The sequence below is a fragment of the Arthrobacter roseus genome, from assembly GCF_016907875.1.
Taxonomy (GTDB): Bacteria; Actinomycetota; Actinomycetes; order Actinomycetales; family Micrococcaceae; genus Arthrobacter_J; species Arthrobacter_J roseus.
Window position 1 is genome coordinate 2,093,294 of sequence record NZ_JAFBCU010000001.1, and the last position, 26,766, is coordinate 2,120,059.

Consider the following 26,766-nt stretch of genomic DNA (forward strand, 5'->3'; position numbering starts at 1 on the left):
TCATCACGGGTCTTTAGCTCAGCTGGTAGAGCGCCACGTTTACACCGTGGATGTCATCGGTTCGATCCCGGTAGGACCCACCAATTGCCCCGCCGTATGAAGCGAATTGCTTGGTTCGGTGGGGCTTTTTACTGACCCGATGGAGACGCGGCAACGCATCTCAGAGCGCTGGCAGGACCTGAGCCAGGTGCGTCAGTGCTGTCGAGGTTCCCATGTCGATTTTTAGCGTTGCGTGGTCATCTCCCCGGGTCCATCCTCGATTGATGATGACCACCGGTCCCCCGTTTTTGGCCATTCGGCGCACGAATCTTAGTCCGCTCATCACTGACAATGACGAACCAGCCACGAGCAACGCATCAGCATCGTCGACCATGCGAAAAGCCCGTGCCACCCTGTCTTTGGGCACGGACTCACCGAAGTACACAAAGTCGGGTTTCAGCATTCCGCCACATACTGGGCAGTCGGCCACGTTGAAGTCCAGAGTCTCTTCCACGTCTGCATCGGCGTCAGGGGCGACGTCGCCGGCGCTTCCTACACTCTCCGCATAGCCAGGATTAAGGTCCTCCAGAATTCCCGCGAGCACCGAACGAGGTATTCGTGTACCGCAGCTCAAACACACCACGGTATCGAACCGCCCGTGGAGGTCAACCACGTTGACGCTTCCGGCTGTTTCGTGCAGACGATCGACGTTCTGGGTGATGAGACCGGTGAGGATACGTTTCTCTTCGAAGCTCGCCAGAGCATAATGGCCTGCGTTGGGTTCGGCCTGCCGCAGATAGTGCCAACCAACGTGATTGCGCGCCCAGTAACGCTGCCGCTGATTATCATCGCGGCTGAACTCCTGAAACGTCATGGGTTTGCGCGGAACAGCGTTGGGTCCGCGGTAGTCAGGGATGCCCGAATCCGTGCTCAGGCCTGCCCCCGTCAGGACGGCGAGACGTCGTCCACCCAGAAGATCCTGGGCCTGCTGCAGCAATTCCTGCTCGTACAGTTCCGGTCCCGGCAGCTCAGCGTCAGCGTCCCTGGTAGGAAAGCCTGTCATGCCAACTGGAACGATTCGCGGACTCTCAGTCATCCGGGCACCTCCGCCCGCAGGCTCTCCAAGGCATCCAGGTACTTCCCGAACTCTCTCGCCTCCCCCCGCCCGGACGAGACAACGCTGCGCACCACTCCCAGGCCGTCAATGAAGAACGTTCCGCGTCCGGCGAAGCCATGCTCATCATCGAAAACCCCGAACTGGCGTGATACCCGACCGTGCGGCCAGAAATCGCTGAGCAGATCGAAGTTCAGCCCCTCGGCGTCCGCGAAAGAACGTAGCGCGTACTTGTGGTCCGTCGAGACAGCCAAAATCCGCACCCCCGCCTCATCAAACACGTGACGGTTGTGCTGCAATTCTGCTAGCTCCCCCGCACAGACCGAGGAAAAGGCGAAAGGGAAGAAAACTATTGCGGTGGCAACACCGCCAGGGGTGGACAGCTGTATGGGCTCCCCAAACTGATTCGACAACTCAAAGCCGGAAACCGTTTCCCCGACTACCGGCCGCCCCATTGATCTATGACTTGCGTCGCGCAACCAAGCGCGCGGCCGCCCAGTCATCGCAGACGCCGGCTGACGTCGTGGAATGGAGCCCGGCTGTGGGAGCGGCCTCCTGGATATCGTTTGGAGCCACGTACCCCTCACGACCAGACTTGGGCGTCAGCAGCCAGACGACTCCCCCGTCGTCGAGCGTGGTCAATGAATCTACGAGAGCATCAATCAGGTCGCCGTCGTCGTTCCGCCACCACAGGATGACGCCGTCAACAACTTCCTGATCCTCCTCAGTGAGAAGTTCCGAGCCAATGAGAGCCTCGAGGTTTGCCCGAAAGTCGAAGTCAACGTCTTCGTCGTAACCCAACTCCTGAATCAGGTCTCCATTTTTGAAACCCAACTTGCCCGCCAGATTTTGATCCGTGGCGGCTTCGGCCTCACTCACTGCGTTCCTCCTGCGATCCTTGTGAAAAGTTTGACAAAGCCCACAGACCCCTTTCCGGGAAACTGTGTTCCTATAAGCCAACACCCTAATGCCCTCTGCATCAAGCCATTTGGATGCTCGTGGCCGTGTTGTCCCTGCTAAGCATAGGAGCGATAGAGTGGCAATGTGACGATCAGCAGTTCAACACCCCTGACGTACTGGTCGATTTCTGCACTTGAGAGAGGTTGAACGTGGCCACTGGAGAAGACACCAATGACATCCTGAGCGGACTGACACATCAGCTGCGGGATCGCGATCCGGAAGAAACCCAGGAGTGGATCGAATCGCTGGATCAGCTGATTAAGAGCGGCGGTACCGAACGCGCGCAGTACATTATGCGTTCGCTGTTGCAGCGGGCCGGTGCGCAGAGCGTCGGTGTGCCAATGGTCACCACCACCGACTACGTCAACACCATCCCCACGGATCAGGAACCGAAGTTCCCCGGGGACGAGGAAATCGAGCGCAAGTACCGTTCCTGGATGCGTTGGAACGCTGCGGTCATGGTGCACCGGGCGCAGCGACCCGAGGTCGGCGTGGGCGGACACATTTCCACCTACGCCGGCGCCGCAACGCTCTACGAGGTGGGGTTCAACCACTTCTTCCGCGGCAAGGACCATGCCAGCGGCGGCGACCAGGTGTTCTTCCAGGGCCACGCTTCGCCGGGCATGTACGCCCGCGCCTTCATGGAAGGCCGCCTGTCCGAAGAAGACCTGGATGGTTTCCGCCAGGAGAAATCCCGCAAGGGCCACGCTCTCTCTTCCTACCCGCACCCCCGCAATATGCCGGACTTCTGGGAGTTCCCCACCGTTTCCATGGGCATCGGCCCCATGAACGCTATTTACCAAGCCCAATCCAACCGCTATTTGCAAAACCGTGGCCTGAAAGACACCTCCGACCAGCAGGTGTGGGCGTTCCTGGGCGACGGCGAAATGGACGAACCAGAGTCCCGCGGCCTGCTACAAGTAGCGGCGAATGAGAACCTGGACAATCTAAACTTTGTGATCAACTGCAACCTGCAGCGCCTCGATGGGCCGGTGCGCGGCAACGGCAAGATCATGCAGGAACTCGAGGCGTTCTTCCGCGGTGCGGGCTGGAATGTCATCAAGGTAGTCTGGGGCCGCGAGTGGGATGACCTGCTCGAGCGCGATAAGGACGGCGCTCTGGTGGACATCATGAACACCACGCCCGACGGCGATTACCAGACCTACAAGGCTGAATCCGGCGGTTTCATTCGGGATCACTTCTTTGGAAAGTCCCCGCAGACCAAAGAAATGGTCGCGGACATGAGTGATCAGGAGATCTGGAACCTCAAGCGCGGTGGCCACGATTACCGCAAGGTTCATGCCGCCTATAAGGCTGCCACGGAGTTCAAGGGCAAGCCCACCGTGATCCTCCTCAAGACGGTGAAGGGCTACGGCCTGGGTACACACTTTGAGGGCCGTAATGCCACGCACCAGATGAAGAAACTCACCCTGGATGACCTCAAGGAATTCCGCGACCATCTGCGGATTCCGATCAGCGATGAGGAGCTGGAGAAGAACCCCTACCTGCCGCCGTACTACCACCCCGGTGCCGATGCGCCGGAGATCAAGTACATGATGGAACGCCGCCGTGAGCTCGGCGGAAGCCTGCCAGCCAGGTCGAGTGATCACGAACCGTTGCATCTGCCCGGCGATGAGGCGTACGAAGTAGCCAACCGTGGTTCCGGGAAGCAGCAAGCTGCCACCACCATGGCGTTCGTTCGGTTACTCAAGGAGCTGATGCGGGACAAAGAGTTCGGCAAGCACGTTGTGCCGATCGTCCCCGATGAGGCCAGAACCTTCGGGATGGATTCATTTTTCCCGACCGCGAAGATTTATAACCCGCACGGTCAGAACTATCTCTCCGTGGACCGTGATCTGATCCTGGCGTACAAGGAATCTCCTCAGGGACAGATCATCCACGTGGGCATCAACGAAGCCGGATCAGTGGCCGCATTCACGGCAGCGGGCAGTTCCTATGCAACACACGGTGTTCCGCTCGTGCCGGTCTACGTGTTCTACTCCATGTTCGGATTCCAACGCACCGGAGATTACATCTGGGCTGCCGCAGACCAGATGAGCCGCGGATTCCTGATTTCCGCGACCGCCGGCCGGACCACCCTTACCGGTGAAGGACTGCAGCACGCGGACGGACATTCACCGATTTTGGCGTCCACCAACCCAGCAGTGAAGACCTACGATCCAGCGTACGGCTACGAGATCGGACACATTGTCCGCCACGGGTTGGAGGAGATGTACGGGGAAGACTCGGAAGACCCCAACGTCATCTACAACATCATGGTTTACAACGAGCCGATCCTTCAGCCGGCGGCACCGGAGAACCTCGATGTCGAGGGCATTATCCGTGGGATTTATAGGCTGGCACCAGCCCAATCCGAGGGGCCGCGGGCACAACTGATGGCCTCCGGCGTCGCTATCTCGTGGGCATTGGAAGCGCAGCAGATGCTCGCCGACGACTGGGGCGTGTCAGCAGATGTCTGGTCCGTGACGTCGTGGAACGAACTGCGCCGTGACGGTCTCCAAGCGGAAGAGGAAGCTTTCCTCAACCCTGAGGAACCAAAGCGGACTCCCTTTGTCACCAAAAAGCTCGAGGGCGCGGAAGGGCCAATCGTCGCATCAACTGACTACATGCATGCGGTTCCGGACCAGATCCGGCAATTCGTTCCCAACGATTTTGCGACGCTCGGCGCAGATGGGTTTGGGTTCGCCGACACTCGCGCGGCCGCACGTCGATTCTTCAAGATCGACAGCGCATCCATGGTCGTCAGGACGTTGGAGATGCTCGCAGATCGCGATGAAATCGACTCCTCAACGCCTCGCCAGGCGATAGACAAGTACAGCCTACTGGACGTCAATGCGGGCAACGATGGTGAGGCCGGCGGCTCGGAGTAAAGCACGCCGAGCGTTGGTCCGTTTTTTGTAGCCTTCTCACAACTCGTCGATCGGCGGGGCGCGGCAGTATGCTCGAATAATGCCTGAGCCCCGCACGTCGACCAGCAAGGCTCGATCCCACCGCATGCCCGTAGCCGATCCGCGGACGGTGGATCGGCTTCGCGCGAATATTGGTGGTCTCTCCACAGCCACCCTGAAGCAGCTTGACCGTTCACTTCCCTGGTATCGAAGCCTGACACCGGACGAGAGGTCTGCCCTCGGCCTTGTGGCGCAGAAAGGCATCGCCTCGTTCGTCAACTGGTACGAAAAGCCCGCCTCCCCTGCATGGGTGCTCAGCGACGTCTTCGGAACGGCACCGACAGAGCTCACTCGATCAATCAGCCTGCAGAAAGCGCTCCAACTTATCCGCGTCGTCGTGGAAGTGGTCGAAGACAAAGTCCCGGAGCTCACGGCCGAAGCTGATCAGGTCCTCGTGCGGGAAGCCGTCCTGCGATACTCCCGCGAAGTGGCGTTTGCTGCCGCCGACGTCTACGCACGGGCAGCTGAAACCCGCGGCTCCTGGGACACGCGGCTGGAGGCCCTTGTTGTTGATGCCATTCTGCGTGGAGAAAGCTCGGATGCATTGCGAAGCCGCGTTGCCGCAGTCGGCTGGAAGTCAAAGGCTAACGTCACGGTCTTCGTGGGAAGTTCCCCCGCAGAACCCAGTGCCTCATTTGTCAATGAATTGCGCCGGGCCACGGGCCGGTTGGCGGAAGACACGCTGGTCGGAATCCAGGGTGACCGCCTGATCCTGGTCCTTGGCGGGGTAGAACCGAACGATGCCGCGTATCTCAGGCTCAGCGAACTCTTTGGTCCAGGTCCCGTGGTCTACGGACCTATTGCTGCTTCCCTCGTAGAGGCCAGTGCGTCTGCTCAAGCAGCGTTTGCGGGCTTGGCGGCTGCGCCGGCGTGGCCGCAGGCACCCAGGCCCGTGGCCGCCGATGACCTCTGGCCCGAACGGGTCATCTCCGGCGATGACTCCGCTCGACGGTCCCTGATCAAGGGTATCTACCGGCCGCTGGTCAATGCCTCCAACGGACTCGCCGTAACCGTGTCCACGTACCTGGTTCTTGGCCATAGTCTGGAGGCTACAGCCCGCGAACTATTTGTTCACGCCAATACGGTTCGCTACCGTCTGAAGCGCGTTTGCGACATCACCGGATGGGATCCGTTACTCCCCCGTGAGGCCTTTGTCCTTCAGACAGCACTGGTTGTTGGGCGTCTTTCAGCCCCTCCCTCATCCTCTCCTGAACGCCACATATCGAAGGGAACCGATGGTCGCTGAGAGCTGTGCAGGAGGCGTCAGATCCACCCACCGTTGTAGACTTCCTACAAGAGCGTGCCTTGAGCTTGGTTCACCGAAACACCCCATAAACCCTCCTAACTTTGGAAAGCTGGTTAAGTGCTTGCAATAGTCTGCCCTGGACAGGGCTCACAAACCCCAGGGTTCCTGACGCCCTGGCTCGAGTTGCCCGGTGTGAGGGACCATCTGGGGTCCCTCGGCGAGCAGGCGGGGCTGGATCTGGTCCAGCACGGCACCGTCTCAGATGAGGAAACCATCAAAGACACGGCGGTTGCCCAACCGCTGATCGTTGCCGCAGGCCTCGCCGCGGCACGTGTGCTCCTGAACGAGGAGAAACTCACCTCGTCAGTCATCGTCGCCGGGCATTCCGTCGGTGAGATCACAGCCGCCGCGCTCTCCGGTGCACTTGATGAGGCAGATGCCCTCTCTTTTGTCAGGACTCGGGCGAATGCCATGGCAACGGCAGCATCTGCTACGCCGACCGGCATGAGCGCTGTGCTCGGTGGAGCTCACGAGGACGTCATGGCAGCCATCAAGACAGCTGGACTGACTCCGGCGAACGTCAACGGCGGTGGCCAGATCGTTATCGCGGGGACGCTCTCCCAGCTCGAAGCATTCGCTGCCGCCCCGCCTGCTAAATCCAGAGTCATTCCGCTCAAGGTAGCCGGCGCATTCCACACCGACCACATGGCCACGGCCGTTGCCGCGCTGGAGGATCTCCGACCAGAGTTACGCCCCGGCATCCCCACTGCCACCTTGCTCTCGAATTACGACGGCGCTCCGGTCACCTCTGGCGAGGCCAACCTGGACAGCCTGATCGCACAGGTCTCCCGGCCAGTCCGATGGGATCTATGCATGCAGACGATACTGGACGGCGGAGTCACCGGGCTGCTTGAACTTCCGCCAGCCGGAACGCTGACAGGTTTGGCACGCCGCGGGCTCAAGGGCGTAGAGACCCTAGCCCTGAAAACACCTGAGGATCTGGACGGCGCGCGTGAATTTATTGCACGCCACAGTGCCTCAACAACTATCGCAGCAGAAGGTAGATAAGGACACCAGTGAGTACACCGACCCTGAACCAGGCACCCCTTCGTGAATTTACGCGCATCCACGGAATTGGCGCGTACAGACCAGATGTCATCGTCACCAATGAAGACGTCTGCCAGTGGATCGAATCCTCCGATGAATGGATCCGGAAGCGCACCGGAATAGCTACACGCCATCGGGCCAGTCCCGACGTTGGCGTCACCGACATGGCCGAGGGTGCAGCTCGCGAAGCCCTGGAAAAGGCTGGCATCGACGCATCGCAGCTTGGTGCCGTTATCGTTTCCACCGTGACGCATCCTTACGCCACACCGTCAGCCGCCGCGGACCTTGCGCACCGGATAGGTGCTACTCCAGCCCCTGCCTTCGATATTTCCGCTGCCTGTGCTGGTTACTGCTACGGCATTGCACAAGCTGATGCTCTGGTCCGCTCCGGCGCCGCAGACTACGTGTTGGTTGTCGGCGTCGAGAAGCTTTCAGACATCATCGATAACAGTGAACGGAGCATTTCGTTCCTGCTCGGTGACGGAGCAGGCGCCGCCATCATCGGTCCCTCTGACACCGCTGGCATTGGCCCCTCAGTGTGGGGATCCGACGGTAGCAAGTGGGGCGCCGTCGGAATGACCGGCTCCATGCTGGCCCTCCGGGACCTTGCGCTGACCGACGAATCAGGCTCGGATCCGGACGCAGCCGCAGTCGCCGCCGCTTGGCCCACCCTGCGCCAAGACGGGCAGACCGTGTTCCGCTGGGCCGTGTGGGAGATGGCCAAGGTTGCCCAGGAAGCCCTGGACCGTGCAGGAATCGAGGCCAAAGATCTGGCAGCATTCGTCCCGCATCAGGCCAACATGCGCGTCATTGACGAACTGGCAAAAGTCCTCAAACTTCCCGACCATGTTGCTGTTGGCCGGGACATCGAGGACGCAGGAAATACTTCCGCAGCTTCTATCCCGCTAGCAACACACCGGCTCCTGCGTGAACAACCACACCTCTCGGGCGGCCTCTCGCTACAGATCGGATTTGGCGCTGGGCTTGTATTCGGCGCCCAGGTCGTAGCGCTTCCCTGAGAAAAACCCTCAGCTCAAGCTGTCAACCGCGGCTTGTACAACCACCGGAAAACCGGTAACAACAGAAAAGGAGCCACCATGGCTAGCAACGAAGAAATCCTGGCCGGTCTAACAGAAATCGTCAACGAGGAAACGGGGCTCGCACCGGAGGCCGTAGAACTCGACAAGTCGTTCACCGACGATCTCGACATTGATTCGATCTCCATGATGACCATCGTGGTCAATGCCGAAGAGAAGTTCGGCGTCCGTATCCCCGACGAAGAGGTCAAGAACCTCAAGACTGTTGGCGACGCTGTGGACTTCATCGCCAACGCCCAGGCCTGAGACCAGTTGCTCCGCACCCCGGAGCCCAGGTGGCCGCCCGGATGATCCGTGCGGCCACCAGAACCGCGTAACTTCACGCTTCCGTCACGACGGTGGCAACTGTTTGAGAAAGTGAAAAAATGGCCCGCAAAGTAGTCATCACTGGACTGGGAGCTACGACGCCTATCGGCGGCGATGTCCCAACCATGTGGAAAAATTCCCTCCAGGGCGTTTCCGGAGCCCGGACCCTTGAGGATGACTGGGTAGAGAAGTACCAACTTCCTGTCACCTTTGCCGCGCGAGTCTCCGTGCCCGCCAAGGACGTTCTGGAGCGATTTGAAGCCAAGCGCATGGACCCCTCAACACAGTTCGGAGTCATCGCTGCCCGCGAAGCGTGGAAAGACTCCGGCCTCTCTGACATTGACCACGACCGTTTCGCCGTGGCTTTTGCAACCGGCATAGGCGGCGTCTGGACTTTGCTTGACGCATGGGACACGCTGCGCGAGAAGGGTCCGCGACGCGTCCTGCCCATGACGGTTCCCATGCTCATGCCCAACGGTGTCGCAGCTACAGTGAGCCTCGATCTTGGCGCACGTGCAGGAGCACACACACCCGTCAGCGCTTGCGCATCCGGCACTGAGGCTGTCCACCAAGGACTCGAGCTCATCCGCTCCGGAAAAGCTGACATCGTGATGTGCGGCGGCGCCGAAGCAGCCATCCACCCCATGCCCATGGCAGCATTCGCCTCCATGCAAGCGCTCTCCCGTCGTAACGATGACCCAGAACATGCTTCACGCCCCTACGCAGTGGACCGCGATGGGTTCGTCATGGGCGAAGGAGCAGGCGCGCTGGTTCTTGAAGCCGAAGAGCACGCGAAGGCTCGCGGAGCACGGATCTACGCTGAGCTCGCTGGAACCTCGATCACAGCAGATGCCTTCCACATTACGGCTCCTGACCCGCAAGGACTGGGCGCCACCCGTGCGCTGAAGGCGGCAATGTTTGACGGCAGAATTCAGCCTGACGACGTCGTCCATGTCAACGCCCACGCAACGTCTACACCGGTTGGAGATAAGCCGGAGTACGTTGCTTTGAAGGCAGCTCTTGGCGATCGGGTCAACAACGTGGCGGTATCGGCAACGAAGTCCCAGACCGGCCACCTCCTCGGAGCATCAGGTGCCGTGGAAGCGGTCATGGCGGTCCTGGCCGTTTACCATCGACAGGCACCCATCACGATCAACCTCGAGAATCAGGATCCTGAAATCCCTCTTGACGTGGTTACATCTGAACGAAGCCTGCCCCAAGGCGATATCGTCGCTCTGAGCAATTCCTTCGGTTTCGGTGGACACAACGCTGTTATCGCGGTCCGAAACGTATAACGACGAAAAACGCACCGCAGCCCCTCCGGACTGCGGTGCGTTTTCTACGGTTCAATCGATGGTCAACCGTGACTCTGATTCTCTAGCCCACCTGGTGTAGCCATCTAACTGGGGCACCCTCACCAGCGTGCCGGAAGGGCTCCAGCTCCTCATCCCACGCTTCGCCGAGCGCAAGAGAGAGTTCGTGGTAAACAGCCGCAGGGTCGCCCGCGCCTGCCTCGTAGGCGTATCGAATGCGATCCTCGGAGACCATAATATTTCCGTGGACATCCGTGGTTGCATGGAATATTCCGAGCTCCGGCGTATGGGACCAGCGCCCGCCGTCGGACCCTGGGCTCTGTTCCTCAGTGATCTCGTAGCGCAGATGCGCCCAGCCCCGCAACGACGACGCAAATTGAGCGCCCGTCCCCTGTGGACCAACCCAAGACAACTCAGCACGGAACATTCCGGGCGCAGCCGGCTGTGGACACCACTCAAGGTCCGTCCGCTTATCCACGACGGATCCAATTGCCCACTCAATATGTGGGCACAATGCCGAGGGTGCTGAATGTATGTACAGCACTCCGCGAGCCATCACAACAGTCATTACATCCTCCATAGCTGTAGATACGTCTTCCCCAACGACCTTCAGCGTGGATGCGTTGCATCAGCTAGGGTCCATTGTGCCTCAAATATCACGTTTGTGCTACTGGAGAGGCGAGCGCCGACAGAAAGGTATATCATGCGTAAAATCGCTTAAGCTCTGGGATGGGCCTGCTGATAGGTTGTGCGAAGTCGGTCAACCGAAACGTGCGTGTAAATCTGGGTTGTGGCCAGCGAGCTATGCCCCAGCAGTTCTTGCACGCCGCGTAGGTCCGCACCACCATCGAGGAGGTGGGTAGCGGCTGTGTGGCGTAGTGCATGGGGACCGCTCGCCGACGTGTCCGGCAAGGCACCGAAAAGACTGGCTACAACGGCTCGGACTTGTCTCTGATCCACCCTCTTACCTCGTCTGCCCAGAAACAGTGCTGCTCCGCTGTGCTCATTTGCTATCGCTGGACGCCCACGGCGCAGCCAATCATCGACGGCAGTGCCTGCAGGCACGCCGTAGGGAACGAACCTCTCCTTGTTGCCCTTACCGAGCACCTTGACCATGCGCCTGTCATGGTCGACGTCGTCCACATCGAGGCCTGTGAGCTCTCCCACCCTGATACCAGTTGCGTAGAGAAGTTCTAGGAAGGCCCTGTTTCTGACGGCAATCGGCTCGCCCTCTGTTGCTTCGCTTTCCAGAGACTCAAACAGAGTCGACAGTTGAGCGTGAGCAAGGACGTGCGGTAGCGTCTGCTCTCGCTTGGGTGCACGGAGCCTCAATGCCGGGTTGACGGATATGAGCTCTTCGCGAACGGCCCATGCGGCGAAACTGCGTGCCGCAGCCGCTCGTCGGGCAAGGGTGGATCTCGCTTGGCCCTTGGTGTTGAGTGCTCCCAACCAGCCCCTTAGCATGTTCAGGGATATGTCTTCCAGCACACTCGCGCCACCGGCAGAACAGTACAGTAGCAGCGACGTGAGGTCAGATTCGTAGGCTCTGCATGTATTGATAGAACGACCACGCTCGGCGACAAGGTACCGTAGGAAGCCCTCTACCGCGTGTCTGAACTCCTTCGGCAAACGGATCTGCCCTTGCTGCCTCCCCTCTGCTGTCATGGGACTACTCTGCGCCTACCGGGGCACATGCTCAAGCCGACTCGCTGAACAGCAGCCACTCTGCACCGGCTGTGTTGTGAGAGCCGCCAGATGTGTAGTGCGATTCGAGTTGCAACAAGCGCTTTTTGACGATCATTTTTTCGGTTGACGCATCCGGGTTGCTGCCAGAACGTACAACCCTATGGCCGGGGAAGATGATGGGTATGGGGTGCGTTGCTATCGCCTGACCGACAGCACGAGCCCGGTAGGGATCCCCAAGAGCCTCCGCTATCTGGCGATACGTTTGTTGCTCTCCGTAAGGCACGCGCTGCACCTGGGACCAAACGCGTTGTTGGAAGTCTGTTCCCGTTATCTGCGTCTCTACGTCAAAACCGGCCGACCTGCCCGCAAAATAGTTTGTGAACTGGTTTTCGAGGTCGAACCAACGCAACGGTGCCTCAACTCCGATGTCCGTCCCCGCGGGAGCATTGTCTCCGGCCCAGAGCCGGATCAACGCCCCGCCGCTGACAACGCAGGTCAGACAGCCCACTGGTGAGTCGATCAAGTAGTGCATTTTCATGGTCTTTCACTTTCTGTTCTTTCAACGGTTTTTGCGCCATTCATCGCTGGCGTTTCGGGCTGCCAGTCCTGCCAGTTCCAGTCGTGCCAGACCAACTCGGACGCCCTGTAGGCTCAAACCGGACACCTTCGCCAATTTGTCGCGGGTCGAGAACACGCGTATGGGTAGTGCGTCCAGGAGCAGTAGATCTTCCACGCACAGACCGTCATGGACGGCACGCTCCGCCACCTTTTCCGGTGCCACGCGGGTTTCCTCCAATTCCTGTCCCATTGGCCCACACAGTTCCTTTACTTCAGAGGCATCCGTGACGCACACAGCATCTGCTTCCCGCAGAAGCCGATGGCAGCCCGCTGAGTTCGCCGAGTGCACCGGTCCAGGAACGGCTCCGAGCGCCCGGCCCAGTGACGCTGCATGATGGGCGGTATTGAGTGCCCCGGAGCGCCACCTCGCCTCCACCACAACCGTTGCCGCACTCATTGCGGCGATGATCCTGTTCCGCTGCAGGAATCTCCACCGTGTTGGCGATACACCCGGGGGCACCTCAGCGAGCACGATGCCCCGCTCGCAAATGGCACGTAGCAAATCCTCGTTCCCCGCAGGGTAGAAGCGATCCAGACCACACGCCATGACGGCGATGGTGGGAATACCCGTCTCCATTGCGGTAGCGGCCAGGGCCGCCCTGTGTGCGTGTGCGTCGATACCGTAGGCTCCGCCGCTCATCACGGTGTAGCCACTGCCAGCCAGTTCTCCCGCGATGTCGCCAGTGACTGACGCGCCATAGTGAGTGCTGTCGCGCGAGCCGACGATGGCAACTGTCTTTTCATGGCGGGGAAGGCCATCGCCTGGGTTGCCTCTGGCCCATAAACCGATTGGAGTATTGAGCTGAAGGTCCTCCAGTGCTGCCGGCCAGAGATCATCGCCGGGTATCAGCAGCGTGCCGCCGAGCCGTCGGATCGTCTCCAGATCTCTTTGTGGCGCCAGGTCCGCGACGCGCGGACCCCAGCGGTCCATGGATTCGGAGAGCAGCGCCCGCCTGCCGGTTAGACCATGCTCGGCGAGGACCTCTGTTACGAGTTGCTGAACAGCCGCGCTCACCGGAACTTCCGCCGTCGCCAGACGCAGAGCATCTGCCGCCCCCACCGCCCTGATCAAGGCCATCCCCACGAGATCCGAGGGTTCGAAGAGCCGAGACAAGGCAGCCCTAGACTGCCGTTCTGAGAGAGCTCCGGTCATGACGCCACCTGTTGGCGCAACTGCTGTGCTTCAAGAATCTCATCGGCACCAGGCTGGGTCAGCCCGCGCAAATCGCCCATGGTCCAGGCAACTTTGAGAACCCGGTCATATCCTCGCGCCGTGATCGTCTCTCGGCGCATTGCCTCGTTGAGAGGCCGCAGAACCGATTCAGGCAGTTTGAGCTCTTTCTTCAAGACCGTGCCTGGCACTTCGGAGTTGGTCCACAGGCCCCACGGGCGCAGCCGCTCCCGTTGGGCAGCCCGGGCCTCCGACACCCGGTTGGCCACAGTTGCCGTTGTCTCGGCATCAGTAAACGTTGAATAGTCTGCCATCGACACGCGTTGAACAGTCAGCTGCAGGTCCACTCTGTCGAGCAGAGGCCCGGAAATCCGACCAAAGTATCGTCGTCGTTGCTGCGCTGTGCAGGTGCAGTCCACTCCTTTACCCGAGGCCAACCCGCAGGGGCACGGGTTTGCAGCCAGCACCAGTTGGAACCGCGCCGGATACGACGCCGTACCGACAGCCCGATGGAGCACAAGGGATCCACTCTCCAGGGGTTGGCGCAGGGCGTCCAGCACCCTGCGCTCGTATTCCGGCGCCTCATCCAAAAACAGCACGCCACGGTGTGCTCGTGACGCCGCCCCCGGTCTTGGAATGCCTGATCCGCCGCCGATGATTGCGGCCGGTGTTGCCGAATGGTGCGGGTTCTCAAACGGGGGCCGTCTGAGCAGTTCCGTACAAGATGCGGCAGCACCAGATATTGAATGGATGGCCGTGGCTTCCATGGCATGGCTGTCACTGAGGTCTGGAAGGATGCCGGGCAGCCGCTCCGCCAACATGGTCTTTCCTGCGCCGGGCGGTCCCATCATCATGAGATGGTGTGCGCCTGCCGCGGCAATTTCCACAGCAAAGCGAGGTTCAGCCTGCCCAGCAATGTCCGCCATATCAAGCCGCCGCGGTTCGGCCAGAGAAGGCACAGGCTCAACATCTGGTGCGAGCCTCCCCACGGCGGGCATGATGAGCTCTTTGGGATTAGCGCCAAAATGCAACAGGGTGGCAGCGACCGAATCAAAGCCACGTACCCTCACGCCCGGAACCAGTTTTGCCTCAGCCAGGTTTTCTCTGGCAACTACCATGTCCAGGTGTCCGGCTGCCACCGCTGCAATGACTGACGGGAGTACTCCTCTAACGGGCCGTAAACGGCCGTCAAGCCCTACCTCGGATAGAAAGACTGTTGTCCCGGTATCGCGGATATCACCGTTGGCCCGCAGCGCTGCCATCAGGATCGCGAGATCAAATCCGCTGCCTCGTTTGGGAAGCGATGCAGGAATGAGGTTGACGGTAATCTTCCGTGCACTCAGTGCGATGCCGGCGTTCTTTGCGGCCGCTCGAATTCTGTCTCTTGATTCATTCAGCGAGGCATCAGGAAGTCCGAGGATGACAAAATTCGGCAGGCTCTGGCCGATATCAGCTTCGACCTCAATCAGAGAGCCGTCCAGCCCCATCAGGGCTACTGCATACGTTCTGCCCAGAGACATTCAGGACACCGCCCGCAAGTGTTCAATGCGCGGTGCGTCCTCGCCCGTGTCCAGGACGGCGATAGCGTCTACGCGGAAGCCGGCGAACCGCAGATCATGGGCACGGGCCCATTGGGAAGCCAACGCGTAGAGCCTCGCCAGCTTGGCTGCGTTGATCGCCTCGAACGGATGGCCGTAGTTCAGGCTGGACCGTGTTTTGACCTCCACGACGACAAGCGTTCCGCGGTCGATGGCAACGATATCGATCTCCCCGGAAGAGCACTTCCAGTTTCGGTCAATAACCCGCAGACCCAGATTTGTCAGGTAGTCGGCAGCAACGGCTTCCCCGCGCCTGCCCAGTACATCTTTGGCTTTCATCAAGCACCTCCACACCCAGCCTGCGGGTGGGAGGACGCCTGTCTTTCACCGATGAACAGCTATGTGGACAAACACCTACTGGATAGGCACTGTGGAGGAAAAGTCAGCGTTCTAAACCGGCATCTTTTGGAAGTGAAAGGTCATCATTTTTGACCAGTTCCTCAACGTTTACGTCTTTGAACGTGATGACACGCACGCTCTTGACGAATCGCGCGCTGCGGTACACATCCCAGACCCATGCGTCTTGAAGGGTGAGGTCAAAGTAAATCTCGCCATCGGCCGATTTGGCCTGCAAGTCAACATGATTCGCTAAATAGAAGCGGCGCTCAGTCTCCACGACGTAACTGAAAAGATTGGCGACGTCCCTGTACTCCCGGTAGAGCTGCAGCTCCATATCCGTTTCGTAGTTCTCCAGATCATCAGCACTCATACGTCCATCATCCTCTCTGACCACTGATGTTTACAGTTGACCGTTCAGCTGTCGTTTCCGCCACCAGCCGCCAGGTCTTCCGGTGATACTCGGAGGCACCGTGTGCGGCAATTGCGGTCCTGTGAGATTGCGTCGCGTAGCCCTTGTTGGCATCCCACTGAAAGTGCGGATAGGGTCCGGCCAGATCCTCCATCATTGCATCGCGTTCAACCTTCGCGAGCACAGACGCTGCCGCCACAGAAGTGCAGTGCATGTCTGCCTTGATCCTGGTGAAGACCGGCGAATCGCAACCCGGCTCAGATTTCACCAGCTCCTCCTCGAACAACGACGACTGATAAGCCGGTGACAGCCAGTCATGATTGCCGTCCAGCAGGACAGCATCCGGACGAACGGTCTCCGCCGCCGTCCGCCACGCCCTCGTGCCTGCACGCCTTAACGCGGCGATCAATCCGACGTCGTCGATCTCCGCTGCTGACGCATGCCCGACGGCGGAGGCGACCGCCCAGCGCGCTATCTTCGGCGCGAGAATCTCACGGTTGGACGGACTCAGGAGCTTACTGTCGCGAACACCCTTCAGGCTCCGCACCACCGAGAGGTCGATGACCACGATTCCCACGCTCACAGGCCCCGCAAGGGCACCGCGCCCCACTTCGTCGCAGCCTGCCACATACCGGTGACCGTGTAAGGAAAAAGTACGCTCAAATCGGAGCGTGGGTGCGCCCATGACCATTCAGGGAACCAGCGACCCTGCCGGCGCATCTGCAGGAGCCGGTACGTCGTCGAACACGTCCGGGTAGCTGCCAAGAAACCCTAGGTGATTGAGCGGCCAGGCGATCACTCCCGCCTTGCCTTCGACGTCGTCAATATCAATGAAACCCTGGCCTTCACCCTGACGGTGTTCCCGGGAATCGGCTGAAGCGTTGCGGTGATCTCCCATGACCCAAATCTTTCCCTCGGGAACGGTCACGTCAAAGGGAATGTCCGACGGCGAGGCGCCCGGATAGATATAAGGCTCGTCAATCGCTTCCCCGTTGATGGTGAGTTGGCCCTGTGCATCGCAGCAACGTACCCGGTCGCCGGGCATACCAATGATCCGTTTGACCAAATGCTGCTGCGACTCATCCGGCTGCAGTCCCACGAAAACCAGGGCCTCATGGACCCAGCTCCCGGGACCATCCGGAGCAACTTCTTGAGGCGGCAACCAATTCTTGGTGTCCTGGAACACCACAACGTCCCCCCGTTCAAGCTCAAACGGCCCCGGAACCAGAAGATTGACAAAGATACGGTCATCGATTTGGAGAGTGTTCTCCATCGATCCGGACGGAATGAAGAACGCCCGGAACAAGAACGTCTTGATCAGGAAGGACAGCAGCAGCGCAATCGCAATGATGGTGATGATCTCTTTGAGCCACCCTGTGAAGCCGCGGCTCCCGCCGTCGTTCGGTCCCTCTGCAGAGTGACGACCGGAACCATTCTCCTCCGGTTGCCCGAACTGCTGGGGCTCATCCCGGGAATCACCGGGGACAGACTGCGACATGTACGCTGCTTCCTCTATTGGTTCTGCGACTGCACTGGAGCCGTCAAATGAATGCTCTCAAGTTTGCCCGCAGATGAAAATGGCCAGATGATCGCCACCGGTTGGCCGATAACTCGATCCTCAGGGACCATTCCACCGCCGGGAGCGCCGAGAAGGGAACGGGAGTCAGCCGACACAGACCGGTGATCGCCCATCACCCACAATCTACCCTGCGGGACCTCTGCCTCGAACTCCACACTGCTCGGTTTGTCTCCGCTGAACAGGTATGGCTCATCAATCGGTTCTCCGTTCACCATCACCTGCCCCGTCGGCGAACAGCAGGCAACTGTGTCCCCTCCAACGCCAATAACGCGCTTCACGTAGACGGTGTCACTGCTGGTCAGGCCGATCCAGCGCCCCAGTGCTACAACCCCGTCAACGACATCGGACCGGCCGCTGCTGATCGGCGCAAATGATCCGCGGCCGTCAAAGACCACAACGTCTCCTCTGTGGATGTCCTGGTCCAGTCTGGAGACCAGCACTCGGTCCCCCTCGTCGAACAATGGGGCCATTGAACCTGACGGAATGTAATAAACATCGAACACCAAAGCACGCACGAACCCGCTGATCAATATTGCGAGTAAAAGAGCACAGACCACAAAACGCCAGCCCGGGAAACCGGACCGGCGTTTTGGCGGTGTCCCCGGCAAGGCCGGAGAACCAGGTGATTTCGACACCCGAAAGATTTACTTTCCGGCGTTGAAGTTGCGCTTTTCCTTGATCTTTGCTGCCTTACCGAAGCGTGCACGCATGTAGTAAAGCTTGGCGCGGCGGACATCGCCCTTAGACACAACTTCAATTTTGTCGATGATCGGAGAATGTACCGGGAAGGTACGCTCCACGCCGACGCCGAAGCTGATCTTACGGACGGTGAAGGTTTCGCCTACGCCGCGGCCCTGACGGCCGAGCACGTAACCCTGGAAGACCTGAACACGGGTGTTCTTGCCTTCAATGATGTTGACGTGAACCTTGAGGGTGTCACCGGCCCGGAAATCCGGAACATCACTGCGCAGCGAGGCTGCGTCAAAATTGTCGAGGATATGCATCTGTATCACTCCTGGCGAACGCCACAGGTCATCCGCGTCGGTCACGACGGGTACCGGCCGGTAAACCGGATAGTATCCGCCGAAGATTTTTTACCAGCGGACCAAATGATGACGCTGGCGTGTTCAGACTGTTGACGCCGCTCCCCCTGTGGCAGGTTCGGGCCCAGTAAACACAATTTCCAATTTTGCCACATGCACTCCACTCAGTGCCAATCAGCGGTTTACGGACGGGAGTTCGCCGTCCTCACCACCAACGCTGCGCCGCCCCCACGACGGACCGGTTCGGACACCGCAGTCAGGGTACCGTCCTCCCCGAATCCGATGGCGGTTGCGGCGCCAATCTCTGCGGCACTGGTGAACTGATCCCCCGAGGCGACCAACCGGTGCCCAAAGGGAGTGAGCGCCTGGCCGTATTGCGCGATGAATTCAGGTTCAGCCGTCACGCCGGGGGTGTTGCGCTGTGAAGCGCGCGGAGCGGCGATCGCCTCCGGAAGAGACATGCCCCGGTCCACGTGATTGAAAATAATCTGGGAGACGGTAGTGATAATGGTAGATCCGCCGGGCGACCCCAATGCCAGGAACGGCTCACCATCTTGGAGTACGATCGTTGGCGCCATGGACGACCGCGGCCTCTTGCCAGGCTCAATCCGATTGGGATCTTCTTGGTCATATACGGTCGAGAAGTCGGTCAACTCATTGTTCAGCAGGAACCCACGGTCCGGCACCAGCATGCCTGAACCACCCGTCTGCTCAATGGTCAGCGTGTACTCGACAACGTTGCCCCACTTGTCCGCGACGGTCAGATTCGTCGTGGAAATGTTCTCAGTATCCTCGTCAATGGACCCCGACTGTGCGACACCAGCGCACTCGCCGTCGTAATTCTCAGTATCGCCGGGAGCAACCGGCTTCTGCGCGGCAGTATTGCCGTCAATGGAGCAGGCGCGCTCCGCCGCGAACTCATCCGAGAGCAAGTCATCGAGCGTAACATCGACAAAGGCCGCATCGCCGAGGTAGGCACCTCGGTCTGCAAAAGCCAATGCGCTCGCTTCAAGGTAATGGTGCAGTGCTGCGCCGTCGTTCATCTCTTCAACGTCAAACTGCTCCAGAATGTTCAAGGACTCACCCACCGTGGAACCGCCCGACGACGACGGCGCCATCCCGTAGACGTCGAAGCCCCGGTACTGAACGTGCGTGGGGTCCTGCACAATCGCCTCATAATCAGCCAGATCGGTGGTCTGCATGAATCCCGCTGGCACCGGAAGGTCCGTCGTCGGACTCTTGGGCGGATTCCGGACCAGGCTGGCAATCTCGTCCGCGATGGGCCCGTTGTAGAAAGCGTCCATTCCGGTTCGGCCAAGCATCCGGTACGTCTTCGCCAGCGCTTGGTTCTTGAAGACCGATCCAACCTTGGGTGCATCACCACCGGGCAGGAAGAGCCCTGGTGTGGTCGTATACGCCTCGAATCGCTTCTTGTTATCGAGAGTTTGCTGGCGGAACGTCTCGTCGACGATGAATCCGCGGCTGGCCAGTCTGCCAGCAGGGTGCAGCGCTTCACGCAGCGAATACGTTCCCCATTCGTCCAGCGCAGTTTCCCACGTTGCAGGCGTTCCCGGGACCCCCACGGAGACACCGCTCGTGACGAGTTCCGGCGTGAATTTGTACGGATCGCCCGTGGACGGGTTGATAAAGGCGTCGCTGGGCATCGCCATCGGTGCGGTTTCGCGGCCGTCGATGGTTGTTACCTCGCCCGTCGCTGCCTCGTAATGGACAAAATACCCTCCCCCGCCGAGCCCTGCACTATACGGTTCGGTGACGCCGAGCGCGGCTGCCGTGGCAACAGCGGCGTCCGTGGCATTGCCACCACGTTTGAGCACCTCCAGCCCAATTTTTGAGGCCTCTGGGTCAACCGAAGTGACTGCTCCGCCATGACCAATACTGGTAGGAGTCTTCTCTGGATAGCGAGGATCGGCTTGTGCGTTCCCTGTCCCAACGAGTCCAAAAACGATTGCGGTTGCACCCACTGCGAAACTGGCGATGATCCGTTGCCCAGGTTTTTTGTGGTGAGTGCGCTGGAATGCGTGTGCCATAGCTCTCCCGAGTGATATTGGATGACGACGTTGTCATCCTGCCTCACACCCTATGCACAGCTTTACGCCGCTGTCACTGGTTCGGGGCAATACCGAGCGAATTAAGTAGGGCGATGTCCGCTGTATTCAGACTGGCCATATTGAGGCCTCGAATCAGATCTGGGCGCCGTTCAGTGGTCCGCCTCAGTTGTTCATCGCGGCGGAAGCGAGCGATCTTTGCATGATTGCCGCTGAGCAGGGTTTCCGGGACGTTGCGATCACGCCAGGACGATGGCTTTGTGTAGACGGGATACTCCAGCAGACCGTCCGAGTGGGACTCTTCAACGAGGGATTCCGGGTTCCCGATCACACCTGGAAGCAGGCGACCGACTGCCTCAACCATGGCCAGCACGGCGACCTCTCCCCCGTTCAGCACGTAATCACCCAGGCTCACCGGGCGCACTCGGAACCGCTCCGCCGACCACTGAAGAACCCGCTCGTCAATACCCTCGTAGCGTCCGCACGCAAAGACAAGGTGATCTTCTGTGGCGAGTTCATAGGCCAGCTCTTGGTTGAACACTTCTCCGGCGGGCGAGGGAACAATCAGGGTTGGCACCGACTCAGAATTTCCGTGCACCGGCTGCGCGGCTACGGACTCCAGGGCCTGTGCCCACGGCTCCGGTTTCATCACCATTCCCGCGCCACCGCCGTATGGGGTGTCATCAACGGTACGGTGGCGGTCCGTTGTGAACTCCCGCAGATCGTGTACCGCTAGGGAGAGCAGGCCGTCCTGCCTGGCCTTACCGATCAGCGAGAGCTCTAGGGGCGCCAGATACTCGGGAAAAATGGTGACAACGTCAATCCGCATGTCAGAGGTCGCCATCCACCGCTTGCGCGTTGATGGTGAACAAACCGGGCGGAGGCGTCAGTTCGATGGCACCGGCTTCCAGATCAACCACGGGCACAATTTGCTCAACGAACGGCACTAGAATCTCCGTCCCGTCCTGGCCTTCTATGACGAGCAGATCCTGTGCCGTCCCCGTGCGCAGGCCTGTCACTGTGCCGACAACTTCACCGTCGACCTTCGCGATCAGGCCCTTCAGCTCGTGCTCGTACCAGCCCTCGGCGCCGTCGTCGTTCGCTTCCTCGGTCTCGATGAACAAGGAAGCACCTCGCAAGGTTTCTGCACCATTGCGATCACTGAACCCGCTGAAGCCGACCAAGAGGATGTCTTTGTTCCAGCGCGCCGATGTGATGGTCAGTGGTCCCAGAGCAGCTGGTTCGACGATGATATTGGATCCCGGCACGAAGCGATCCTGTGGTGCATCGGTAAGTACCTGAACCGTCACTTCGCCACGAATGCCGTGGGGTTTTCCGATCCGTGCAACCTGTAACTGCATTTTTCTCCCTGAACCGTGGCCTGGCGGCCTGCGTTAAGACGTCCGGCCCCTCCACCAGTAACAGGTAGAAGGGCCGGACGGCATGTATTTGATCAGTTGCCGTGGCTATTTAGCGACGACGGTCGGTGTCTACGACGTCAACGCGGACGTTCTCGCCACCGGCGAGTGCCGCCACGACAGTTCGCAGTGCGCGGGCTGTGCGGCCCTGCCGGCCGATGACTCGGCCCAGATCTTCCTGGTGAACGCGGACCTCGAGGGTTTCTCCCCGACGGTTGTTCTTGGCGGATACCTTGACATCATCCGGGCTATCAACGATTCCACGGACCAGGTGTTCGAGTGCTTCTGACAGCAACTTACTCTGCCTCGGTGGTCTTTGCTTCTGCCGGAGCAGCCTCATCCGAGGTTTCGTCGGACTTCTTGGCCTTCGGCGTGATGGCCTCGGGGACGATCACGGAACCCTTTTCGGGAGCAACGAATGCTTCCTTGGGTGCCTTGGTCTTCAGAGTGCCTTCCTGGCCCTCGATACCCTTGAATTTCTGCCAGTCACCGGTGATCTTCAGGATCGCGGCAACCTGCTCGGTTGGCTGTGCGCCAACGCCGAGCCAGTACTGCGCGCGGTCCGATTTGACCTCAATGAATGAAGGCTCTTCGGTGGGGTGGTACTTACCGATCTCTTCGATAGCACGGCCATCACGCTTGTTGCGTGCGTCCATGACGACGATGCGGTAATGCGGTGAGCGGATTTTTCCGAGGCGCTTAAGGCGAATCTTTACGGCCACTTTTGTGGTCACTCCTGGTTCTAAAGAATGGGCAAACCCGATTTCTGCACCCGTGGGGCGGGCCATACTCAAGGGCTCTAAGGACAAGAGACACGCTCGGAGAGAGGGGCCGGACGGCTCAAGTACCCTCCCATTGTGCCAGATGGACACTACTTCGCGCGACTTGGCGCGCCGCGGCCGCTTTCCCATGGCCCACATCAGGGTTTAACCCGCCAAGACACCCCGCACGTGGGTGATCTGGCGGACAAAGGGTGACTTCGGCCGGATCGCGAGAAGTGACCCTGCCTTCGGCCGGATCGCGAGAAGTGACCCTGCCGCGGCCGGGACAGCGCTAGGGCTTCTTGGTGGAACGCACAATTCCGTACAGCATGAGGCTGGCCGCGGCGTCGGCGGCGAAGAACGCACCGCCAGCCCGGAGCATTCCGCCTGCACCCAGCTTTCCACCGCTGCTTCGTCGCGCGGCACTGGAGAGTACGACGGCGGCCGTCGCGCTGACAGCCGATGCCGCCACGAGCAGCTGTGGCCGAGCGAGAACGGCACGGTGAAGCCTGGCCAGCGGCGACTTTCCCGGAGAAGGGATGACCATGGTTTCGGCCAGCGCCCTCGGTAGGGGGTGGCTCGGCACGGTCTGGAATCCTGCGACGTCGTCGAGGGAAATGGAACCATCGGCGAGCGCACCGGCTCGGGCAGGAAAACCGAGACTTGAAGCTGCTGCGGCCAGAATCGAATCACTCTCTGGGCGTCCCAGCACGTCTCGGAAGGCTTCTTCATTTTCTGGGGTGAGGCCAGCGGCCCTGACAAAATTGTGGGTCTCGGGGACCTCGGCGGCAAGGAGTGTGGTCATCACCTCCTGCAGTTCGAGGTCAGCGTATGAGGGAAGGGCCAGAGCCGGAATTGGCGGGGACGTCCAGGCATGCCAGAAGTCGGATCCGGGACGGGCACGACGCCGGCCACCGGCCCAGACCTCAATGGTCCGGAAATCTCCGAACGACGTGAAGGCTGCAACAGGCCGCGATGACGGTTCCCATACCTGCCAGGTCAGGACTGAGACGTCCGGCACCAGCACAATGCGCCACGGGCCCTCATCGAGATACTTGAGCGGTTCACCCCAGGAGGAGGCGGCAAGAACCAGTTCAGGCAGCGCAAATTTTCCGACAACAACTGTGGGAACAGCGTCCTCGAATTCATCCGTGTCCAGATCCACGGATTCATCCTCAGATGCTTCGGGCTCTGTCGCGTTGTCGGCGTCTTTGAGATTTTGCGAGTCCTCGGAAGTACCTGCTTCAACGTGAATATCCAGCAGCGCGACACGGGCTTCCAGCGATTCGGCAACCTGTGCGGCAAATTCAGCGTAATGCAGGCCGTGCCGAAGCGTCCCGTCCTTACCTGCCGTAGCCAGCAGGCCGCCGTCGTCGACCGCGCACCGGAAAGCAACGTCGGTGTGTTCGGCGTCCGGCTCGTCGCCATCGAAGGCTGTCAGCACGCCGGAGTCCTGGATGTAGGGTCGCAGCGATTGGGCTCGTGGACGCTCCATCCAGGAGATGACACCGCTGATCACGGTCCAATTGTTGATGGACTGCCCGCTCATGCTTTGCCTCCGTGGTGCTCTAGAAATTCTCTCAGGTATTGCATGCCCTCTGGTGTGTCGAGCGGCTTGTGCCCACCACCCAATTGATGATGCGCGGCTCCCGTGGACGCAAGGAACGCCGCGACTTCCTCGTACATCGGCTCCCATCCGCCTGTAAGAACCATAGTGGGCACACCGGGAACAATACTCAAGGGTGCCTCCCACGGCGGTGCCTGAAGTTTGAGTCTGGCCGCGCCCCGGCGTGCCAAGGCAGTAACTGGACGCGTTGCCGGTACCCCGTAGAGCAGCGACACGAATTCGCTCAGGAACGCTTCGTCGTCGAGCTCCCAACGCCGTGCAAAAAGGTTGGACACCAACTCGATATGTGTCCGCGTAGCCGGCAGTTCCCGGGTAAGTGAGAGGCAGGCGGGCTCTGCAAGGGTCAAGGACCACACCAGCTCAGGACGATCCACGGCAGCCATCATTGCAGAGACAGCTCCCTGGCTCGCGGCAACCAGGTGGCCCCCGCTGCCCAGGGCCTCCACGACGATCTGCACGTCAGCGCCGAAATCCGTAGGCACAGGAGGCGCAACAGGATCGAACCCGTGTCGTCGCAGGAACAGGCAGTCGTAGGTACCTGCGAGAACATGCTGTGTTCGCCACGCAGCGGCACCGAAAGAGCCGCTGCCATGAACAAAGACGATCCGCTCCTGCCTCATGTCACCGGCCACGGCGCCATGCCCCGATGATCACTTACCGAGGTACTTTTCGAAGCCCTTGGGCAGATTCAGGGACGCTGGATCGAAGTCTTCTTGCGGCTGGCCAAAGGAGGCACCCGGCGCGGATGCCTTGTCCTTGCGCTTGGTTTCGGCCGCAGCCAATTCCTGCGCCGCTTTGGCTGGATTGCCCGAACGGGCCTTCTTCTTCTTGACCTGTTTGCCCTTACGGCCTCCGCTGAATCCGCCTGGTCCGGCCATGCCGGGCATTCCTGGTACACCGCCGCCCGCGGCCATCTTTTTCATCATCTTCTGTGCCTGACCGAAACGTTCCAGGAGCCCATTGACGTCCGAGACCTGCACTCCGGAACCACGGGCAATACGCGCACGGCGTGAACCGTTGATGATTTTCGGGGCCACCCGTTCGTGGGGTGTCATGGAACGGACGATCGCCTCAACGCGGTCAATTTCGCGTTCATCGAAGTTCTCCAGTTGCTGCCGTATATTGGCGGCACCGGGCATCATCATGAGCATCTTCTTCATGGAGCCCATGTTGCGGATCTGCTGCATCTGGGCCAGGAAGTCATCCAGGGTGAAGTCTTCCTGGTCAGCGAACTTCTTCGCCATCCTGGCTGCTTCATCTTTGTCCCACGACTTCTCAGCCTGTTCGATCAGCGTCAGGACGTCGCCGAGGTCCAGAATGCGCGAGGCCATGCGATCGGGGTGGAAGAGTTCGAAGTCGTCCAGTGCCTCACCGGTAGAGGCGAACATGACGGGCTTGCCGGTGATAGACGCTACGGAAAGCGCCGCACCACCTCGGGCGTCGCCGTCGAGCTTGGTCAGCACCACGCCGGTGAAGTTGACGCCCTCATTGAATGCCTGCGCCGTGTTGACGGCGTCCTGTCCAATCATGGCGTCGATGACGAAGAGGACTTCGTCCGGGTTGATGGCGTCGCGGATGTCCGCGGCCTGCTTCATCAGTTCCTCGTCGATACCCAAACGTCCGGCCGTGTCCACAATGACGACGTCGTGCAGTTTGGACTTTGCTTCCGCGATGCCCTGTCGAGCAACAGCAACCGGATCACCGCTAGCTGACTCGGACTCTGAGCTGACGCCTGGGTGTGGGGCGAACACGGGGACACCCGCGCGCTCCCCATTGACCTGCAACTGCTTGACGGCGTTGGGGCGCTGGAGGTCGCAGGCCACCAGCATGGGGCTGTGACCTTGGTCCTTCATCCACTTGGACAGCTTGCCCGCGAGTGTGGTTTTACCGGCGCCCTGAAGGCCTGCGAGCATGATGACCGTGGGTGGGTTCTTGGCCAGCCGGATACGGCGGGTCTCTCCACCGAGGATCCCCACCAGTTCCTCGTTGACGATCTTGACGACCTGCTGCCCGGGATTGAGGGCCTGGGAGACTTCAAGGCCGAGCGCACGTTCCTTGACCTTGGCGGTGAACTCCCGGACCACCGAGACGGCGACGTCGGCATCGAGCAGGGCACGGCGGATCTCCCGGACGGTGGCATCAATGTCGGCATCGGACAACCGGCCCTTGCCACGGAGGTTCTTGAAGGTTGTTGTCAACCGGTCGGAGAGTGAATTGAACACGCGGGGTGCACTTCTTTCATCAGTTTACGTTCGGCTGCCAAGCCAGGACTCAGCTCTTAAGGGTATCAACTGCCGCCCGGCGGCGCGCGCGGCCGACTCGCTGTGGTTCACTGCATTGCTGTCAGGATGACACGGACT

Annotated in this window: 28 protein-coding genes and 1 tRNA gene; 7 read left to right on the top strand and 22 right to left on the bottom strand. The window is 60.2% G+C overall.

Annotated elements, in window-relative coordinates; genetic code table 11:
• Positions 1-7 precede the first annotated feature (7 nt).
• A tRNA-Val gene (locus JOE65_RS10215) sits at positions 8-83 on the top strand.
• A gap of 77 nt (positions 84-160) precedes the next feature.
• Here JOE65_RS10215 and JOE65_RS10220 read toward each other — a convergent pair.
• The 3 genes from JOE65_RS10220 to JOE65_RS10230 are packed head-to-tail and all read right to left on the bottom strand — an operon-like array spanning position 161 to position 1,972.
• Positions 161-1,075 carry an NAD-dependent protein deacetylase gene (locus JOE65_RS10220; RefSeq protein WP_239536687.1) on the bottom strand — a complete coding sequence of 305 codons (915 nt, stop codon included), beginning with the start codon at positions 1,073-1,075 and terminating at the stop codon, positions 161-163.
• Positions 1,072-1,548 (bottom strand): redoxin domain-containing protein, encoded by a 477-nt coding sequence (locus JOE65_RS10225; protein WP_205163065.1) that lies wholly within the window; start codon positions 1,546-1,548, stop codon positions 1,072-1,074. Before JOE65_RS10225 ends, JOE65_RS10220 begins: the two co-directional genes overlap by 4 nt.
• Positions 1,549-1,552: 4 nt before the next feature.
• On the bottom strand, positions 1,553-1,972 hold the full coding sequence (locus JOE65_RS10230; RefSeq protein ID WP_205163066.1) for a DUF3052 family protein: 420 nt from the start codon (positions 1,970-1,972) through the stop codon (positions 1,553-1,555).
• 230 nt (positions 1,973-2,202) lie between these two features.
• Between JOE65_RS10230 and aceE the strand changes: the two genes are divergently transcribed.
• The 6 genes from aceE to fabF all read left to right on the top strand — a co-directional run bounded on the left by aceE (position 2,203) and on the right by fabF (position 10,073).
• Positions 2,203-4,944, top strand: coding sequence for a pyruvate dehydrogenase (acetyl-transferring), homodimeric type (gene aceE, locus JOE65_RS10235; RefSeq protein WP_205163067.1), 2,742 nt, complete (start codon positions 2,203-2,205; stop codon positions 4,942-4,944).
• Positions 4,945-5,023: 79 nt separating this feature from the next.
• Positions 5,024-6,268 (top strand): PucR family transcriptional regulator, encoded by a 1,245-nt coding sequence (locus JOE65_RS10240; protein WP_205163068.1) that lies wholly within the window; start codon positions 5,024-5,026, stop codon positions 6,266-6,268.
• Between the two features lie 117 nt (positions 6,269-6,385).
• Positions 6,386-7,336 (top strand): acyltransferase domain-containing protein, encoded by a 951-nt coding sequence (locus JOE65_RS10245; RefSeq protein ID WP_205163070.1) that lies wholly within the window; start codon positions 6,386-6,388, stop codon positions 7,334-7,336.
• Positions 7,337-7,344: 8 nt separating this feature from the next.
• Positions 7,345-8,394 carry a beta-ketoacyl-ACP synthase 3 gene (locus tag JOE65_RS10250; RefSeq protein WP_205163071.1) on the top strand — a complete coding sequence of 350 codons (1,050 nt, stop codon included), beginning with the start codon at positions 7,345-7,347 and terminating at the stop codon, positions 8,392-8,394.
• 78 nt (positions 8,395-8,472) lie between these two features.
• Positions 8,473-8,718: an acyl carrier protein gene (locus JOE65_RS10255; protein WP_205163073.1), complete on the top strand. Its 246-nt coding sequence runs from the start codon at positions 8,473-8,475 to the stop codon at positions 8,716-8,718.
• Between the two features lie 119 nt (positions 8,719-8,837).
• Complete coding sequence (gene fabF / locus JOE65_RS10260; RefSeq protein ID WP_205163074.1) at positions 8,838-10,073, top strand: beta-ketoacyl-ACP synthase II; 1,236 nt, start codon at positions 8,838-8,840, stop codon at positions 10,071-10,073.
• Between the two features lie 82 nt (positions 10,074-10,155).
• Here the strand turns inward: fabF and JOE65_RS10265 are convergent, their stop codons facing one another.
• The 19 genes from JOE65_RS10265 to ffh all read right to left on the bottom strand — a co-directional run bounded on the left by JOE65_RS10265 (position 10,156) and on the right by ffh (position 26,628).
• On the bottom strand, positions 10,156-10,659 hold the full coding sequence (locus JOE65_RS10265) for a DUF3145 domain-containing protein (RefSeq protein WP_205163075.1): 504 nt from the start codon (positions 10,657-10,659) through the stop codon (positions 10,156-10,158).
• A 149-nt stretch (positions 10,660-10,808) separates the two neighbouring features.
• Complete coding sequence (locus tag JOE65_RS10270; RefSeq protein WP_205163076.1) at positions 10,809-11,756, bottom strand: tyrosine recombinase XerC; 948 nt, start codon at positions 11,754-11,756, stop codon at positions 10,809-10,811.
• A 31-nt stretch (positions 11,757-11,787) separates the two neighbouring features.
• Positions 11,788-12,315, bottom strand: coding sequence for a methylated-DNA--[protein]-cysteine S-methyltransferase (locus JOE65_RS10275; RefSeq protein ID WP_205163078.1), 528 nt, complete (start codon positions 12,313-12,315; stop codon positions 11,788-11,790).
• Between the two features lie 21 nt (positions 12,316-12,336).
• Positions 12,337-13,548, bottom strand: coding sequence for a DNA-processing protein DprA (gene dprA / locus JOE65_RS10280; protein ID WP_205163080.1), 1,212 nt, complete (start codon positions 13,546-13,548; stop codon positions 12,337-12,339).
• Complete coding sequence (locus JOE65_RS10285) at positions 13,545-15,086, bottom strand: YifB family Mg chelatase-like AAA ATPase (protein WP_205163081.1); 1,542 nt, start codon at positions 15,084-15,086, stop codon at positions 13,545-13,547. The genes dprA and JOE65_RS10285 overlap by 4 nt, the downstream gene beginning before the upstream one ends.
• On the bottom strand, positions 15,087-15,443 hold the full coding sequence (locus JOE65_RS10290; protein ID WP_205163082.1) for a YraN family protein: 357 nt from the start codon (positions 15,441-15,443) through the stop codon (positions 15,087-15,089).
• Positions 15,444-15,546: 103 nt separating this feature from the next.
• A complete protein-coding gene (locus JOE65_RS10295) occupies positions 15,547-15,873 on the bottom strand; it encodes a DUF2469 domain-containing protein (protein ID WP_205163084.1) in 327 nt (108 codons plus the stop codon).
• Between the two features lie 7 nt (positions 15,874-15,880).
• The gene (locus JOE65_RS10300) at positions 15,881-16,597 is read right to left on the bottom strand and encodes a ribonuclease HII (protein ID WP_338021610.1); all 717 of its coding nucleotides are present in this window, start codon (positions 16,595-16,597) and stop codon (positions 15,881-15,883) included.
• Positions 16,598-16,603: 6 nt separating this feature from the next.
• A complete protein-coding gene (gene lepB / locus JOE65_RS10305) occupies positions 16,604-17,410 on the bottom strand; it encodes a signal peptidase I (RefSeq protein ID WP_205163086.1) in 807 nt (268 codons plus the stop codon).
• Positions 17,411-17,424: 14 nt separating this feature from the next.
• Complete coding sequence (gene lepB, locus JOE65_RS10310; protein ID WP_239537131.1) at positions 17,425-18,099, bottom strand: signal peptidase I; 675 nt, start codon at positions 18,097-18,099, stop codon at positions 17,425-17,427.
• A 36-nt stretch (positions 18,100-18,135) separates the two neighbouring features.
• A complete protein-coding gene (gene rplS / locus JOE65_RS10315) occupies positions 18,136-18,495 on the bottom strand; it encodes a 50S ribosomal protein L19 (RefSeq protein ID WP_205163087.1) in 360 nt (119 codons plus the stop codon).
• 221 nt (positions 18,496-18,716) lie between these two features.
• Positions 18,717-20,582 carry a gamma-glutamyltransferase gene (gene ggt / locus JOE65_RS10320; RefSeq protein WP_205163089.1) on the bottom strand — a complete coding sequence of 622 codons (1,866 nt, stop codon included), beginning with the start codon at positions 20,580-20,582 and terminating at the stop codon, positions 18,717-18,719.
• 73 nt (positions 20,583-20,655) lie between these two features.
• Entirely contained in the window at positions 20,656-21,429 is a 774-nt protein-coding gene (gene trmD, locus JOE65_RS10325; protein WP_205163091.1) for a tRNA (guanosine(37)-N1)-methyltransferase TrmD, read from the bottom strand.
• A gap of 1 nt (position 21,430) precedes the next feature.
• Positions 21,431-21,961, bottom strand: coding sequence for a ribosome maturation factor RimM (rimM, locus tag JOE65_RS10330; RefSeq protein WP_205163092.1), 531 nt, complete (start codon positions 21,959-21,961; stop codon positions 21,431-21,433).
• Positions 21,962-22,070: 109 nt separating this feature from the next.
• Positions 22,071-22,313, bottom strand: a complete 243-nt coding sequence (locus JOE65_RS10335) for an RNA-binding protein (RefSeq protein ID WP_205163093.1) — start codon at positions 22,311-22,313, stop codon at positions 22,071-22,073.
• 1 nt (position 22,314) lies between these two features.
• A complete protein-coding gene (gene rpsP / locus JOE65_RS10340; RefSeq protein ID WP_205163094.1) occupies positions 22,315-22,740 on the bottom strand; it encodes a 30S ribosomal protein S16 in 426 nt (141 codons plus the stop codon).
• 331 nt (positions 22,741-23,071) lie between these two features.
• A complete protein-coding gene (locus JOE65_RS10345) occupies positions 23,072-24,328 on the bottom strand; it encodes a hypothetical protein (RefSeq protein WP_205163096.1) in 1,257 nt (418 codons plus the stop codon).
• Entirely contained in the window at positions 24,325-25,026 is a 702-nt protein-coding gene (locus JOE65_RS10350) for an alpha/beta fold hydrolase (protein WP_205163097.1), read from the bottom strand. The genes JOE65_RS10345 and JOE65_RS10350 overlap by 4 nt, the downstream gene beginning before the upstream one ends.
• Positions 25,027-25,056: 30 nt before the next feature.
• The gene (gene ffh / locus JOE65_RS10355) at positions 25,057-26,628 is read right to left on the bottom strand and encodes a signal recognition particle protein (protein ID WP_205163098.1); all 1,572 of its coding nucleotides are present in this window, start codon (positions 26,626-26,628) and stop codon (positions 25,057-25,059) included.
• Between the last annotated feature and the right edge of the window lie 138 nt (positions 26,629-26,766).

Bases quoted from the DNA above. Each gene is read 5' to 3' on its own strand.
- JOE65_RS10220 (WP_239536687.1), bottom strand. From the start codon at position 1,075: ATGACTGAGAGTCCGCGAATCGTTCCAGTTGGCATGACAGGCTTTCCT.
- JOE65_RS10225 (WP_205163065.1), bottom strand. From the start codon at position 1,548: ATGGGGCGGCCGGTAGTCGGGGAAACGGTTTCCGGCTTTGAGTTGTCG.
- JOE65_RS10240 (WP_205163068.1), top strand. From the start codon at position 5,024: ATGCCTGAGCCCCGCACGTCGACCAGCAAGGCTCGATCCCACCGCATG.
- JOE65_RS10255 (WP_205163073.1), top strand. From the start codon at position 8,473: ATGGCTAGCAACGAAGAAATCCTGGCCGGTCTAACAGAAATCGTCAAC.
- fabF (WP_205163074.1), top strand. From the start codon at position 8,838: ATGGCCCGCAAAGTAGTCATCACTGGACTGGGAGCTACGACGCCTATC.
- JOE65_RS10265 (WP_205163075.1), bottom strand. From the start codon at position 10,659: ATGACTGTTGTGATGGCTCGCGGAGTGCTGTACATACATTCAGCACCC.
- JOE65_RS10270 (WP_205163076.1), bottom strand. From the start codon at position 11,756: ATGACAGCAGAGGGGAGGCAGCAAGGGCAGATCCGTTTGCCGAAGGAG.
- JOE65_RS10275 (WP_205163078.1), bottom strand. From the start codon at position 12,315: ATGAAAATGCACTACTTGATCGACTCACCAGTGGGCTGTCTGACCTGC.
- dprA (WP_205163080.1), bottom strand. From the start codon at position 13,548: ATGACCGGAGCTCTCTCAGAACGGCAGTCTAGGGCTGCCTTGTCTCGG.
- JOE65_RS10285 (WP_205163081.1), bottom strand. From the start codon at position 15,086: ATGTCTCTGGGCAGAACGTATGCAGTAGCCCTGATGGGGCTGGACGGC.
- JOE65_RS10290 (WP_205163082.1), bottom strand. From the start codon at position 15,443: ATGAAAGCCAAAGATGTACTGGGCAGGCGCGGGGAAGCCGTTGCTGCC.
- JOE65_RS10295 (WP_205163084.1), bottom strand. From the start codon at position 15,873: ATGAGTGCTGATGATCTGGAGAACTACGAAACGGATATGGAGCTGCAG.
- JOE65_RS10300 (WP_338021610.1), bottom strand. From the start codon at position 16,597: ATGGGCGCACCCACGCTCCGATTTGAGCGTACTTTTTCCTTACACGGT.
- lepB (WP_205163086.1), bottom strand. From the start codon at position 17,410: ATGTCGCAGTCTGTCCCCGGTGATTCCCGGGATGAGCCCCAGCAGTTC.
- rplS (WP_205163087.1), bottom strand. From the start codon at position 18,495: ATGCATATCCTCGACAATTTTGACGCAGCCTCGCTGCGCAGTGATGTT.
- ggt (WP_205163089.1), bottom strand. From the start codon at position 20,582: ATGGCACACGCATTCCAGCGCACTCACCACAAAAAACCTGGGCAACGG.
- trmD (WP_205163091.1), bottom strand. From the start codon at position 21,429: ATGCGGATTGACGTTGTCACCATTTTTCCCGAGTATCTGGCGCCCCTA.
- rimM (WP_205163092.1), bottom strand. From the start codon at position 21,961: ATGCAGTTACAGGTTGCACGGATCGGAAAACCCCACGGCATTCGTGGC.
- JOE65_RS10345 (WP_205163096.1), bottom strand. From the start codon at position 24,328: ATGAGCGGGCAGTCCATCAACAATTGGACCGTGATCAGCGGTGTCATC.
- JOE65_RS10350 (WP_205163097.1), bottom strand. From the start codon at position 25,026: ATGAGGCAGGAGCGGATCGTCTTTGTTCATGGCAGCGGCTCTTTCGGT.